Genomic DNA, 14,472 nt, shown 5'->3' with positions numbered 1-14,472 from the left:
GGCGTCACCCTCACACCAGGCATGCCCGTCGAAGCCCATATCAGCCTCGGACAGAGAACCTTCTGGAACTACCTCGCACAGCCCATCCGAGACTCCTTCAACAGAGCCTTCAAAGAAAACTAAACGCTACCTCAACAGCCACCGCGCAAGACGCCGCGCCGTCGCGGCCCGCGGACGGTCGAGGAGGCGGGACAGGCTCCACCCGCCATGCCGCACGCGGGCGCGGAGGTTGCTGAACTCGCGGAAGCCAGCCTCTCCGTTGCGGCGCCCGAAGCCGGAGGCGCCGATGCCGCCGAAGGGCAGGCCAGGAAAGGCCGCGTAGTCCAGGGCCCGGCCGATCAGCAGCGCGCCGGACTTCGTGGCGACGGCAATGGCCGCCTCCTCGGCGCGCGTGGCGCCGAAGGCGTAGATGGCCAGCGGATGCGGACGGGCGCGGATCCAGGCGAGGGCCGCGTCCAGCCCCGCGCATTCCTCCATGGCCAGGATGGGACCGAAGATCTCTTCCCCTGCGAGGCCACCGCGCGAGAAAGCGAGGCCGAGTGCGTCTGGGCCGGGCCCCATCCAGGCGATGGTAACGCCGGCGCCGATATGGTCGAGCCGGGCCTGCTGCGCGGCGTTGATGATGACGGTGCCCGTTTCCGCAATGCCGCTGGCCTGGGCCACTCGCCCGAAATCCGCCGCGGTGTGACCGATCAGGAGCACCGTGTCGGGCGCGACGCAGGTCTGCCCGGCATTGACGGCCTTCGCGGTGAGGATGTCGCGCGCGGCGCGGGCGAGATCGGCGCCGGGAAGAATCAGCGCCGGACACTTGCCGCCGAGCTCCAGGGTCAGCGGCGTGAGGTGCTCCGCGGCCGCCTGCATCACCTTGCGGCCGGTCTCCGTGCCGCCGGTGAAGACCAGGTGGTCCCAGGGCTGCGCAGCGAAGTCGCGCGCGACATCGGGTCCGCCCTGCACCACGGCGGCGATACGCGGCCCCCAGGCCTCGGCGGCGATCTCCTCGATCAGCGCGGCGATGCGCGGCGCGGCCTCGGAGGGCTTCAGCACGACACGGTTTCCCGCGGCAATGGCGTCGATCGCCGGCAGCAGCGCGAGCTGCAGCGGATAGTTCCACGGCGCCATGATGCCGACGACGCCCTTCGGCACGCATTCCGTCCAGGCGCGTGCGGGCCGGAAGGGCAGCGGCACCGGCGCGGGCCTCCGGCGCGCCCAGTCGCGCAGCCAGCGGCGCGAATAGGCTGCGGCCTCGGCAACGAGCAGGACGTCGGCCAGCAGCGTGTCGGTCCGGTCGCGCAGGCCGAAATCAGCGCTGGCCGCGTCCGCGATGGCGTCGGCGCGGGACACCACCGATCGGCGCAGCGCGGCGAGCAACACGCGGCGCTGTGCGAGGTCGGGCGCCCCATCCTCGGCCTCGGCAGTGCGGAGGCGGGCCAGGGCGTCCGCCGGCGTCATCCGGGCAGGGCGCGCGCGGCGGCGAGGCCGGAACGAATGGCGGCGTCGATGGTCGCCGGCAGGTCAGGCCAGGTCCAGTCGCCGGCCAGGGCAAGGTTGGCGAGCGGCAGGCGCGGCGGAATCGGGACATGACCCACGCGATGGCGCGGCGTGGCGCGGCGCTCCTTCACGACGCGGCAGGGCGGCGGGGCCTCGGGCCAGTCGCCGGCGACACCGAAGGCGCGCACGGCCAGGAGGATTTCCGCCCAGGCGCGGGGGGCCAGTTCCTGTACTTCCTGATCCGCCTCGGCATCGCCGGCACTCACGGTGACGGCGATGCCGGCCGGCCGGATCAGCACCCATTGGCACAGCGCGCCCAGCAGACCGAGGAAGCGCTCAGGGCCTGGCGATTCCCGCGCGAAGTGAAGGTTCACGATCGGCGCGTGCGCCTCGGGCACCGGCAGGTCGGGCAGCAGGCGCTGCGCTTCCCAGGGCGGGAGCGCCAGGATCACGCGGTCCGCGGGCGCAAGCGGGGTCTCGTGGTCCTGGAAGACCAGCGCAGTGGCGCGGCCGTCCTCCTGAGCGAGGCCGCGCAGACGATGGCCCGGGCGATAGGCGGCGCCGGCCACGGCGAGCGCCGCCAGCGCCGGCTCCACCAGGTCCGGCCCCAGGCCGCGCCGCGCAACCAGCAGCCGCGTCGCGCCCGGTGCGCCCAGGCGGCGCAGCACCTGGCCTAGACGCTGCGACGAGGCCTCGGCGGAGGGCGTGTTCAGCGCCGCGATCACGAGCGGATCCACGAAGCCGCGCAGGAAGGCAGGGTGCGCGCGCATCGATTCCGCGATGGTGCGGTCCTCGCCGGGCAGCGCCATGCCGGCCATGGCGAGCACCGCTCCAAAGGTCACGCCGGCGGGGCGGCGGTCCGCGCGCCACCAGCCGAAGGGCGAAAGCGCTACGCGCCGCGCGGAGCCGTCGGCGAGGTCGAGCACGGGCAGCCCATCCGGCTCGGGCTCCAGCCAGAACTGCCGCGCGCCGATGGCGTCGAGGAAGCCGAGCGCGGCGGTGTTGGCGCCGATCAACGCGTGGGTGCCGTTGTCCGTGCCGTCGGGCAGCGCGCGGGCCCGGCCGCCGGCGCCGGGCGTGGATTCGTGCAGGGTGACCATGCGGCCCTGCGTCGCCAGCGCATGCGCCGCGGCGAGCCCGGCCATGCCGGCGCCCACCACATGGACGACACCGATGCCCGGCCGTTCTGCGCCGCGATCAGGATCATCGCCCGGCCGATTCACGTGCCGCTTCGCGTCACGATCGGACGGAGCCGTCATCGCCCCGTGACGGCGAAGACCGCCATGCGCAGCTTTTCGCCCTTCGTCAGCCTCGCGCGCACGCGCGGCAGCGACCAGCCGCGCGCCAGCATGTGGTCCAGGATGCGCCGATAGCCCCACATCATCACGCGCGCCGGGCGCAGCGCCTCGACGTCATGGCGCGGCAGCATCGCCTCGGCCTGGAGATAGCCGCCGGCGGCACGGCCGGCGATCTCCTTGCAGATGCCGGCAAAGGCCGCGTGCTCCACGATGGATTGCGCAGTCCCATCCGGGATGCCGGCCATCTTCAGCACGCTGAGCGGCACATAGACGCGGTCGCGCACGGCATCCTCGTCCACGTCGCGCAGGATGTTGGTGAGCTGGAAGGTGTGGCCGAGCGCCAGGCCCCAGGCCTCGGCCTTGGGATCGCCGAAGATGCGCACGCTCATCGCGCCCACGCTGCCCGCGACGCGGCGGCAGTAGAGGTCGAGCGCGGCCTCGTCGGGCAGGCGCACGCGGTCGCCGGCGTCGGTCTCCATGCCGGCGATCATGGCGTCGCATTCGGCATAGGGAATGTCGAAGGCCCCGCGCGCCCAGGCGAGCTCGCGCGAGAGGGCGCAGTCCGGCGTGGTCAGCTTCCGGCGCCAGCCAGCAAGGAGACGTCGCTTCTCCACCTCGGGCATGCGGCCGTCGGCGATGTCGTCCACCACGCGGCAGAAGGCGTAAACGCCCCAGAGGGCGCGGCGGCGGTCGCCCTTCAGTGTCGCCATGCCGCGCGCGAAGGAGGAGCCGGCGCGGCGCACGCGATCGGCGACGACCTCGGCGTCGGAAGCGGTCGGAAAGGGCGCGGCCAGCGCCTCGCGTGCGACGTCGGCCTTGCCGAGGGCGACCCGGCCCAGCACCGGGTCCGCTGTCCGCAGCTTCGCCAGGAGCCTGCGGGCAAGGCCGATGGTCATGGCGGACTGCATCCTCAGGCGCCGCGATTCCACCAGGCGCGGCAGGGCGGCGGCACGGTCGAGCTGATCCTCCACCCGGTCCAGCGCGGCGTCGAGGATTTCCCGGCGGCGGGTGTTGCCGGGCTCGAAAAAGGCTGCCTCGCCGCCGGCCAGGGCCAGCCAGGATTGCGGGAGGTAGACGCGGTCCAGGCTGTCGCGATCGGGCACAAGATCCTGCAGGTGGTTCAGGATCTGCAGGGCGGTGCAGAGCCCGTCCGCCGCGTGCTTCGCCTCGGCGGAATCCGTGCCGTGCAGGCGCAGCAGCATGCGGCCCACGGGATCGGCGCTGCGGGTGCAGTAATCCTCGAGGTCGGTCCACTCGGCGTAGCGGTGCTGCTCCGAATCCTGCCGGAAGGCGGAAAGCATGCGCCGCGCCTCCTCCATGCCGACCTGCTGGCGCTGCATGTTCGCGGCGACGGACAGGGCGGTCCCCGGATCGTCCAGTGCGGCCTCCATGGCGTCGAGTCGGGCCAGCTTCTCGGCGGGCACCAGGCTCGGGCTGTCGGCGATGTCGTCGGCCATGCGGACGAAGCGGTAGAAGGCCATGACCTTGGCCCGCACGGGCTTCGCCAGGATCAGCGAGGCCGTGGGGAAATTCTCCGTGTCGTGGTCCCGGTTGGGGGTCTCCGGGGCAGCCAGGTCGTTCATGCCGGTCTTGTGCCGGGATATGCGCGCCCTTTCCAGCCCGCCGGATAGCCGAGCAGCCCCCGCACCAGGGCGGTCCATTGCAGGGCCAGGGCGACCAGGACGGTGAGGGGGTGCAGCGGCACGGTCCACCAGGGCTCGCGGCTGCGCCAGGTGACGGCGGCGCGGAGGGCGAAGGTGAGCAGGATCGTGGCGACCGCCTCCGGCGAGGGCAGCAGCGCCCAGGGCCAGAGATGGGCGCCAGCCAGCAGCACGGTCCAGACAGGCAGGCCGAGGGGGGTGGCCATGCCCTCGCGCGCGTTCTTGAGGAAGCCCGCCCAGGCCTCCGGAAAGCTTCCGTACATGCGGCAGGCGGCCAGACGGGCCCCATCCACGATCTCAGTGTCGGCGCCGGATTGCCGGAAGCGGCGGGCCAGGGCGAGGGCATCGTGCAGCACGGAACGGATGGCAGCGTGGCCGCCGGCCCGGTCATAGGCGGCGCGCTCGACCAGGAGAAGCTGCCCGCAGGCGGCGGCGAGACCCGGCTGGCGTGTCGCGACACGGCCGCCGAAGGGAAGGTAGCAAAGCAACAGAAAATTGATGAAGGGCACGGTCAGCGCCTCGCCGAGCCCCCCGATGCGCTGGCGTGGGACGCCGCTCACCATCGGCGTTCCACGCGCGGCCATGGCGGCGGCGGTCCGCGGCGCGAGCCGGACATCGGCGTCGATGAAGAGGAGATGCGTCCCGGTCGCGGCCTCGGCAAGGCACGCGCAGGCATGGACCTTGCCGGTCCAGCCCGGCGGCAGCGGCGGCGCCTGGAACAGCCGGACGCCGGGGTATCCGGCGACGATGGCGGCAGTCGTGTCGGTGCTGCCGTCGTCCATGACCAGCACCTCGACCTCGCAGCCAGTGGAGGCGAGCGCCGCCTCGACGCAGGCGCCGATGTTCTGCGCTTCGTTGCGTGCCGGGATGAGGATGGAGACGCGCGTCCCCGTGGGCGGCGTGCCGCGCGCGACGGGCAGGCGGACCAGGTTGATGAGCCCGAAGATGGCCGGCAGCAGCGCGAGCGCCAGGGCGATGTGCGCGGGCTCCATGCCTAGCCCCGCCGCGCGCGCGGATCGTGCTCCGGCGCGAAGCGCAGGCGCTGCCAGAGTCCGTAGACCCCGCCCATGCCGCGCCCGCCCTCGACCAACACGCGGAAGCGCGCGGGGTCGCGGCTGATGGCATCCTGCGCGAGGCGGTCCATGGTCTCGGTCATCGCGATGCGGATGCCCTCCTCGTCCACCGCCTCGATGGGCGGACCGAAGCCCACCAGAGCCTCGCCGCGCTTCTCCGTCCAATGCGTATATTCGATGGCGAGCGGCAGGATCATCGCGCTGGGCGCGATGCGGGACAGGCGCGCGACGCCAGGCGCCAGCGGGACCGGCCGCTCGCGCGGATCGGCGAAGCGGCCGGGGGCGTTCATCCAGAGGATGTGGCTGTCATCGGCCAGCACCTCCTTCGCCGTCTCCAGGAACTGCAGCGCACCACGCGCCGAATTCTGCTCCACACCGAAGACGCCGAGCCGGCGCATGAAGCCGTATCTTTGCAGCGCAGCGGCGTCCATCGGCACGAAGCTCGGACGGTCCGGGAAGAGGCGGCGCGACAGCAGCATCAGCAGCACGCCGTCCCACCAGCCCGGATGGTTCGCGAGGATGATGAGCGGCCTTCCTGCCGGGGCGTGAGGCTCGCCCCAGCGCGCCAGGCGCAGCGCGCAAAAGCTGCCGGAAAAGTGACGCCGGAAGGCCCAGTCGAAGAAGCGCAGCGCGCGCTCCGAGCGAAGGGCGACGGTGTCAGTCACCCGAGGAGCTCGGCCTCGCGCCGCCCCGCCAGCTCCGCCTCGGGGCCCATGCCGCGTCCGCCGAGGTCGCGGTCCAGGCTGTCGGCTGCGATCCAGCCGCTCATCATCACCATGGGCATGCCGGGGCCGGGATGCGCGGCGCCGCCGGCGAGGTAGAGCCCCTTCACCGCGCGGCTGCGGTTGCCCGGCTTGAAGGCCCCGGTGAAGGCGCCGTGCGAGGCGAGACCGTAGATCGCGCCGTCGAGCACGCGGTAGCGCTCGTGGATATCCACGGGCGTGAGGCGGCGCTCCACGACGATGCGGCTCTCGATGTCCTCGAGGCCCGCGGTGCGCTTCAGCTTGTCGAGAATTTTTTGGCGGTAGCCGGGGAAGAGCTCTTCCCAATCATGGTGCGGGCGCAGGTGCGGCGTGTGCACCAGCACGTAGAGCGCCTCGCCGCCCTCCGGCGCGCTGGTCGGATCGGTGGCTGCCGTCGCTGCCAGATAGGCCGTCGGATCCGGTGCCGGCTCGCCGCGCTTGTAGATGGCGTCGAACTCCTCCTCGGCGTCGCGCGAGAAGACGAAGTCGTGATGTGCGAGATGCTCGTAGCGCCGGTTCAGGCCGAGATAGAGCACGACGCCGGAGCAGGCCGGCTCGTAGCCCTTCCTCGCATAGGCCTCGCCCGTGGGACCGCCGACCAGCTCCTTGTAGGTGCGGATCGCATCCATGTTGGAGATCACCGCATCGCACATGATGCGCTCGCCGGTGGCGAGCGTGACGGAGGATATCGCGCCGTTCTCGATGCCGAACATCGCGACATCGCTGTTTGGACGCAGCTCCACGCCCAGCTCGCCGGCCAGCTTCGCCAGCCCCTCTGCCACCGCGCGCGTGCCGCCGACCGGGTACCACACGCCCTCACTCGCCTGCATGTCGCCGATCGACGCCAGGACCGCGGGCGCGAGATAGGGGTTGCTGCCGACATACTGGCAGTAGTGGTCCAGCATCTGCGCCAGCCGTTCGTCCGGCACATGGCCGCGGATGACCTTCGCGACGGTCTGGCCCATGCGCAGCGCCAGCACATCCTTCAGCGTGTTCGGGGAGAAGTTCTGCTTCATGTCGAGCGTGTCGCCGATGCCCTCGACCGACTTCCAGAAGAAGAATTTTTCCGACACGCCGTGCAGGTGCTTCGAGATGCGCTGGAATTTTCGATACCCATCGCCGACGCCGGAGCCGGGCACGAACTCGTCCATGCTGCGCGCCATGGCATCGACATTCTCGATCAGGTCGATGCGCGTGCCGTCCTCGAAGAAGCAGCGCCATTGCGGGTCGAGGCGGATCAGCGGCAGCTCCTTCGCCTGGTCGCGCCCCGCCTCGGCATAGATGCGGCGCAGCACGCGTGGAACCGTGAGGATGGTCGGCCCCATGTCGAAGCGGAACCGTCCCGAACCGTCCGGCGCGTCGAGAAAAAGTTGCGCGGCCTTGCCGCCAAGCCAGGGATTCTTATCCAGCAGCGTCACGCGATAGCCGCGCGCAGCGGCCACGCAGGCGGCGGCGAGGCCGCCCAGCCCCGCGCCCACGACCACCACATGCGCGCTCACGCCATCACCGGATTCGGCGTCAGCGCCAGCTCCTCCTGCACGAGCTTCGCGGTGATGCGCGCGCCCTCGTAGATCACCGGCAGGCCAGAGCCGGGATGCGTGCCGCCGCCCACCAGGTACAGGCCTTGCGTGTCGTTGAACCGGTTGCGCGGCCGGAAGCTGAGCATCTGCATGAGGTCGTGGCTGAGGTTGAAGGTCGCGCCATAGCCCACGGAAAACTCGTCCTGCCAGGATTGCGGGCTGACGATGCGCTCGTAGCGGATGCGCGGCTCGATGTCTCCAAGGCCCAGCGTCTTCAGCCGCTCCAGCGCCAGCCTTCGATAGCGCGGCGCCTCGACGCTCCAGTCGCAGCCGTGCCGCAGGTTCGGCACCGGAATCAGCACGTAGAGCGCGGAGTGGCCCGGCGGCGCCATGCCCGGATCGGTGACGCAGGGATTCTGGACATAGACGCTCGGCACATCCGGCAGCTCGCCCGATTGGATCTGCCGGATGTTGCGCTGATATTCCTCGGCCAGCAGGACGTTATGGTGCGCGAGCTGCGGAAACGCCCCTTCGACGCCGAGATAGAGCATGAAGGTGGAGCAGGAGTAGCGCGCCTTCGCGATCTTCCGGTCCGACCAGTCCTTGCGGATGTGGTCGGGCACCAGCTTCGGCACCGCATGCGCGAAGTCGGCGTTGAGGACGACGGCGTCGGCGGCAATGTGCTCGCCGCCGGCCTCGACGCCCATGGCGCGGCGTCCCGCGAAGGCGATGCGATCGATCGGCGTGTTCAACCTGATCTCCACGCCGAGCCGTTCTGCCACGCGCGCCATGGCGTCGCTCACGGCGCCGCAGCCGCCGCGCGGGTGGTACACGCCGTGCTCGTATTCCAGAAAGCTCAGGATGGTGAAGAGCGACGGGCACTTGAACGGCGACATGCCCAGGTATTTCGTCTGGAAGCCGAAGGCCAGCCGCACACGCGGGTCGGCAAAGTAGCGGCGCAGCTCCTGGTCCACCTGCCGGTGCGGGCGCAGCTGCGGCAGGCTCTTCATCACGCCCGGCGTCATCATGTCGCGCCGCCGGAGAAAGGGGCGCTCGAGGAAGGGCCGGAAGACCTCGAGCTTCCGGCGGTTGTCGGCCATGAAGCGACGCAGGCCCGCGACGTCGCCGGGCGCGAGAGCCCCGATGGCCGCTTCCATCCGCGGAAGATCCGAGGTCGCTTCCAGCACGGCGTCGGGCTGGCCTTCGAAGATCAGGCGGTACTGCGGATCGAGGCGGATGAGCTCCACCTCCCGATCGAGGTCGGCGCCGCAGCTCGAAAAAATCTCCTTCAGGATGCGCGGGTAGAGGAAGAAGGTCGGGCCGAGGTCGAAGCGGTAACCTTCCGGCGATGTCAGCGTGCGCGTGCGGCCGCCGACCACGCTGTCCTTCTCGAAGAGCGTCACCCGGGCGCCGGAGGCTGCAAGCTGCATGGCAGCCGCGAGACCCCCAGGCCCCGCGCCGATCACGGCGACGTGCGGGCGAAGACGGCGCAGGGATGGGGCAGGCAGCGGCGCGTTCATGCGGGGTCCTGTCCGGGGTTCATGACAAATGCGGTGTCGCCCTGAACGCGCAAGAGGCCGAGCGGATGCTAAGCCGCATCGGCCGGCAGAAGCGCGAGCAGCTCGGCCGCCCCCAGGACCTCCAAGCAATGCGCCTGTGCCCGCGGCAGCAGGCGTGCGCGATAGAAATCGGCGATACCAGCGTAACGATCATCGAGCTTTGCCGCGCGGGCCAGCAGGGCGCCGCCGAGCACCCAGCCGCAGGCCTCCAGATAGGCGGTGGCGGAGGCCGCGGCCTCCTCAGCCGAGGCGGACAGGATCCAGCTCGTGGCGGATTCCAGCGCGTCCAGTGCGGGGGCCAGCCGGCTGTCGGTGGCACGCGCCTCGGCCAGGATGCCGCGCAGCACGGCGCCCTGGTCGCGCGGCAGCTTACGCGTGACGAGGTCGAGCGCCTGGATGCCGTTGGTGCCCTCGTAGATCGGCGCGATGCGGCTGTCGCGCAGCACCTGGGCCGCGCCGGTGTCCTCGACAAAGCCCATGCCGCCGTGGATCTGCACGCCGAGGCTGGCGTTCTGCACGCCCCGCTCGGTGCACCAGGCCTTCACGATGGGCGTGAGCAGCGCGAGTCGCGCCTCGGCCGCCGCATCACCCAGCTTCGCATGGTCGGCGGCGACGGCGGCCTCCAGCGCGAGGAACCGGCCGGCCAGCGTGGTCGCGCGGATCTCGGCCAGCATGCGCGCCACGTCCGGGTGCCGTGCGATGGCGCGGCCGCCCTGGACGCGCCCGGCCGCATAGGTCTCGGCGAGATGCAGCGCGCGGGCACCGGCGGCGACGCCCTCGATGCCGATCTGCAGCCGGGCGTTGTTCATCATGGCGAACATGGCCGGCAGGCCGCGATGGATCTCGCCGATCAGCTCCGCCTCGGCGCCCTCGAAGAGCATGATGCAGGTGGGCGAGGCGTGGATGCCGAGCTTGCGCTCGATGCCGCCGCAGCGCAGCGCGTTGGGCGTGCCGTCCGGCCGCAGCGTGGTCGTGGCGAAGAGGCTGATGCCGCGCGAGCCGGCCGGCGCGTCCGGCAGCCGCGCCAGCACCAGATGCAGGCTGTTCGCGCAGAGGTCATGCGCGCCATAGGTGATGAAGATTTTTTGGCCTGTGAGCGCGTAGCGGCCATCGCCCAGCGGCTCGGCCTTGGTGCGCACGGCGGCAAGGTCGCTGCCCGCTTGAGATTCCGTCAGGCACATGGTGCCGTTCCACCGGCCGCTCACCAGCTCGGGCAGCCACTTCTCCGCTTGCTCCGGCGTGGCGTAGCGCTCCAGCAGCTCGATCGCGCCGGCGGTCAGTGTGGGGCACAGCGAAAAGGCCATGTCGGCCGTGGTCAGGATCTCCTTCAGCGCGGCCCAGAGCGCGAAGGGCAGCCCCTGCCCGCCATGCGCCTCGGCGGCGGCGAGCCCCTGCCAACCACCCTCGATCCAGGCCGCATAGGCGGCGCGGAAGCCGGGCGGGCAGGTGACGACGCCGTTCTCGAAGCGCGCGCCGATGCGGTCGGCCTCGAGGCGGCCGGGCTCGACCACCTCCATCGCGAACTTCTGCATCTCCTCCAGCAGCGCCGCGATGTCGCCCTCGCCGAGGCCCGTCTCGGGCATCGCGTGCAGCCGGGTCAGCGCGAAGAGGATGTCCTCGGTCTGGGTCGTCATGCCGGCACCGCCTCGTCGCCCGCGGCCCAGCTGGGAATGAAACCCTCCAGCTCGGGCCTCGCGATGGCCTCCGCGAGCCGCCGCCCCAGCACCGCGCCGAACTTGAAGCCATGGCCGGAGAAGCCCGACATCACCCAGGCCCGCCGCGAGATTTTTTCGACCACGAAGCGTTCCTCCGGCTCAACGTCGTAGAAGCAGGTCGCCGCGCCGAGTTGCGTGAAGCGGTCCAGCCCCGGGATGCGCCGGCGTGCCAGCTCCAGGATGCGCTCCGCCTCGCGCGGATCGGCCGCGCGGTCGGGATCGTCCGGGTCGCCTGTCAGCGAGAAGCTGTGGTCGCCGATCTTCAGCGGCGTGCCGGCGACCGGCGGGACCAGATAAAAGCCCCCGTCGAGGTCCAGGATCATGGGCGCGCGGGCCCAGCCCTCGGCCAGCTCCGGCGGCGGGGCCAAGCGCACCAGCACCTGCCGCGAGGCGGTGACGCGCTGGCCGAGCGCGGGGAGCAGCCGCGGAATCCACGGGCCGGCGGCAACCACCAGCACGTCCGCGCTCCGCGTCCCGCCATCCTCCAGGACCAGCAATGCGCTGATAGCATCGACGCGGACGGCCCGCGCCGTCTCGATCACCGCGCCCTCAGCGACGACATGCGCCGCCAGCGCGGCCACGATCCGCTCGGCCAGCAGCACCCCGCCCTCCGGGCACCAGAAGGCGCTGGCGAGGCCTTCGCCGGAGACATAGGGAAAGCGCGCCACCACCTCGGCCGCGGACAGGTCCGTGACGGCCCGGCCATCGGCGCGCAGGGCGGCGCGGCTGTCCCGCAGCCATTCCCCGCTGGCCTCGCCGGTCGCCAGCACGCCGGTCGGCACGTGCAGCACCTCGCCGAGATCGGCCCAGAGCTCGTCCCAGGCGGCATAGGCAGCGTCCACCATCCGCATGTAGCCGGCCTGCGCGCCATAGGCGTGGCGGATCAGCCGGTGGTGGTCCACCGACGACCCGCGCGGATTGGGCGGCGGCGCCTGGTCGACTATCCGCACGGAAAATCCCTCGCGCAGCAGCCCCCAGGCCGCGCAAAGCCCCATGATTCCGGCCCCGAGGACGAGGGCAGTCGGACGCGTTTCCATCCCCCCATCCTGCCCGAGCCTCCGTCCCCATGGAAGCGCGCCGCGATTGCATGCCGGCCCCGCGGCATGCCAGCTTGCCCGCCACAGGGAAGACCGCCGGCACAAGCCGAGCTCTGGAGTCGACATGCATCGCCGCGACCTTCTCGCGGGCGGAGCTGCCCTGGCAGCCGCGCCCGCCCTCTCCCCCGCCCAGGCGCAGCCCGCGGCGGCGAGCACGTTGCGCGTCGCCATGACGGCGGCGGACGTGCCCTTCACCATGGGCCAGCCCAACCAGGGCGCCGAGGGCAACCGCTTCACCGGCATCACCATCTACGACCCGCTGATCGCCTGGGACCTCTCGCGCTCCGACCGCGCGGCCGTGCTGCGGCCGAGCCTCGCCGAATCCTGGTCGGTGGACGAGGAGACGAAGAAGGTCTGGACCTTCCGGCTGCGCTCCGGCGTGCGCTTCCACGACGGCTCGATGTTCACCGCCGAGGCCGTGGCCTGGAACCTCGGCAAGCTGCTGGATCGCGACGCGCCGCAGTTCCACGCGCCGCAGGCCGCGCAGGGCAGCCTTTACGTCGGCAACGTCGCTTCCTGGCGCGTCCGTGATCCGATGACGATCGAGATCACGACGAAAACGATCGACGCCATCTTCCCCTACCAGATGGCCAACGTCTTCTACTCCTCGCCGGCGCGCTGGGAGGAGGTCGGCCGCAACTGGGACCGCTTCGCGCAGCGTCCCTCCGGCACCGGCCCCTACATGGTCGAGCGCTTCGTGCCGCGCGAGCGGCTGGAATGCGTGCGCAACACGAACTACTGGGACAGCGCGCGCATCCCCAAGCACGAGCGCATGGCGCTGATCCCCATGCCGGACGCGCTGACCCGCGTGGCCGCGCTGCTCTCGGGACAGGTGGATTTCGTCGAGGCGCCGCCGCCCGACGCCGTGCCGCGCATCCGCGCCGCCGGCCACCAGGTGGTGACCAACGCCTATCCGCATATCTGGTGCCACCACCTCTCCTTCGTGGAGGGCTCGCCCTTCCGCGACCTGCGCATCCGGCAGGCGGCGAACCTCGCGGTGGACCGAGCGGGGATGGTGCAGATGCTGGGCGGGCTGGCGCTGCCGGCGAAGGGCATGATCACCGAGGGCCATCCCTGGTTCGGCAGCCCGACCTTCCAGATCGGCTTCGATCCGGACCGCGCGAAGCGCCTGCTCGCTGAAGCCGGGTTCAGCCGGGCCAACCCGGTACGGACGAAATTCATCGTCGCGCCCTCGGGCTCCGGCCAGATGCAGCCCATGCCGATGAACGAGCTCATCCAGCAGAATTTCCGGGATGTCGGCATCGAGCTGGAATTCGAGGTGATGGACTGGGATGCGCTGCGCACCCGCCGCCGCTCCGGGGCCGAGGCGCCGGAGAACCGCGGGATGCACGGCATCAACAACTCCTGGGCCTTCTGGGATCCGGATATCGGGCTGCTCGGGCCGGCTTATGGCGCGGGGCGCGTGAACGGCGGCTTCAACTGGGGCAACTACCAGAATGCCGAGGCCGATGCGCTCTGCGTGCAGGCGCGCCAGACCTTCGAGCCCGTGGCACAGAACCGCGTGCTGGCGCAGCTGCACACGCACATGGTCAACGAGGCCATGTGGCTCTGGGTGGTGCACGACACCAATCCGCGCGGGCTGGCGCGACGCGTCCGGAACTTCACCCAGGCGCAGAGCTGGATGCAGGACCTGACGCCGATCCAGCTAGCGTAAGACGGGCGACCTCCTCCTCCAGCGCCGCGATGCGCCGGTCGCGCACGGCCAGCGCGGCCGCCACGTCCTTGGCCTCGAAGCGCTGCGGAATATGCTGCTGGCAGTTCACGTCCCAGGCGCGCAGCTTGAACAGGATCGCCTGCTCCGGGATCGCCTTGTAGTCGGCCGGCCGCAGCGATTCGAGCAGCGCCGGATCGTCCTCCACCACCCGCGCCTCGCCCCAGAGCTTGATGCGGCGGCGCTGCGCGTAGTCGATCAGGAAGATGAAGGCCTTCGGGTTCTCGGCGAGGTTGCCGAGGGTGATGAACTGCCGGTTCCCGCGGAAATCCGCGAAGCCGAGCGTCTCGTCGTCGATCACCTTCAGGAAGCCCGGCGGGCCGCCGCGGTGCTGGATATAGGGCTGCCCGTCCACACTGGCGGTGGAGAGGAAGAAGCTGGTCTGGGCTGCAACGAATTCCGCGAGCTCGGGCGTGATGTGGCCGGGCCATTCGCCATGGGCCTCGAAGCGCGCGCGTGAGCCGCGGCGGACCTGCACCGCCTTCACGCTGGGCGAGAACATGACGTCGGACATGGGAATGTCTCCTTCGAACGGCCCCTATCTGATACCTTCGGCGTCTGAGGATAATCAGGAAGATTGACACTT

Annotated in this window: 11 protein-coding genes; 1 reads left to right on the top strand and 10 read right to left on the bottom strand. The window is 71.0% G+C overall.

Translation table 11 applies throughout. The features are described 5' to 3' along the window. Positions 1–126: 126 nt before the first annotated feature. From AC1ROY_RS33140 to AC1ROY_RS33100, 9 genes are all read right to left on the bottom strand, one after another. A complete protein-coding gene (locus AC1ROY_RS33140) occupies positions 127–1,449 on the bottom strand; it encodes an aldehyde dehydrogenase family protein (protein ID WP_493153226.1) in 1,323 nt (440 codons plus the stop codon). Continuing rightward, on the bottom strand, positions 1,446–2,711 hold the full coding sequence (locus AC1ROY_RS33135) for a hydroxysqualene dehydroxylase (protein WP_493153225.1): 1,266 nt from the start codon (positions 2,709–2,711) through the stop codon (positions 1,446–1,448). The genes AC1ROY_RS33140 and AC1ROY_RS33135 overlap by 4 nt, the downstream gene beginning before the upstream one ends. Before the next feature lie 32 nt (positions 2,712–2,743). Further along, the gene (locus AC1ROY_RS33130; protein ID WP_493153224.1) at positions 2,744–4,369 is read right to left on the bottom strand and encodes a squalene/phytoene synthase family protein; all 1,626 of its coding nucleotides are present in this window, start codon (positions 4,367–4,369) and stop codon (positions 2,744–2,746) included. Continuing rightward, on the bottom strand, positions 4,366–5,439 hold the full coding sequence (locus tag AC1ROY_RS33125) for a glycosyltransferase family 2 protein (protein ID WP_493153223.1): 1,074 nt from the start codon (positions 5,437–5,439) through the stop codon (positions 4,366–4,368). The genes AC1ROY_RS33130 and AC1ROY_RS33125 overlap by 4 nt, the downstream gene beginning before the upstream one ends. A gap of 2 nt (positions 5,440–5,441) precedes the next feature. Further along, a complete protein-coding gene (locus AC1ROY_RS33120) occupies positions 5,442–6,185 on the bottom strand; it encodes a lysophospholipid acyltransferase family protein (RefSeq protein WP_493153222.1) in 744 nt (247 codons plus the stop codon). Continuing rightward, complete coding sequence (locus AC1ROY_RS33115; protein ID WP_493153221.1) at positions 6,182–7,762, bottom strand: phytoene desaturase family protein; 1,581 nt, start codon at positions 7,760–7,762, stop codon at positions 6,182–6,184. The genes AC1ROY_RS33120 and AC1ROY_RS33115 overlap by 4 nt, the downstream gene beginning before the upstream one ends. Next, complete coding sequence (gene crtI, locus AC1ROY_RS33110; protein WP_493153220.1) at positions 7,759–9,303, bottom strand: phytoene desaturase family protein; 1,545 nt, start codon at positions 9,301–9,303, stop codon at positions 7,759–7,761. Before crtI ends, AC1ROY_RS33115 begins: the two co-directional genes overlap by 4 nt. A 68-nt stretch (positions 9,304–9,371) precedes the next feature. Beyond that, a complete protein-coding gene (locus tag AC1ROY_RS33105) occupies positions 9,372–10,976 on the bottom strand; it encodes an acyl-CoA dehydrogenase family protein (protein WP_493153219.1) in 1,605 nt (534 codons plus the stop codon). Further along, positions 10,973–12,094, bottom strand: coding sequence for an FAD-dependent oxidoreductase (locus AC1ROY_RS33100; RefSeq protein ID WP_493153218.1), 1,122 nt, complete (start codon positions 12,092–12,094; stop codon positions 10,973–10,975). The genes AC1ROY_RS33105 and AC1ROY_RS33100 overlap by 4 nt, the downstream gene beginning before the upstream one ends. A 124-nt stretch (positions 12,095–12,218) precedes the next feature. On the opposite strand from AC1ROY_RS33100, the gene AC1ROY_RS33095 reads away from it, so the two are divergent. Next, entirely contained in the window at positions 12,219–13,829 is a 1,611-nt protein-coding gene (locus tag AC1ROY_RS33095; RefSeq protein WP_493153217.1) for an ABC transporter substrate-binding protein, read from the top strand. Here AC1ROY_RS33095 and AC1ROY_RS33090 read toward each other — a convergent pair. After that, positions 13,777–14,400, bottom strand: a complete 624-nt coding sequence (locus tag AC1ROY_RS33090; RefSeq protein ID WP_493153216.1) for a pyridoxamine 5'-phosphate oxidase family protein — start codon at positions 14,398–14,400, stop codon at positions 13,777–13,779. The two genes, AC1ROY_RS33095 and AC1ROY_RS33090, sit on opposite strands and share 53 nt — an antisense overlap. Positions 14,401–14,472: the final 72 nt, after the last annotated feature.

The organism is Roseococcus sp. GW821-FHT12F05 (assembly GCF_058806835.1).
This window is presented reverse-complemented; position numbering and strand designations above follow the sequence as displayed.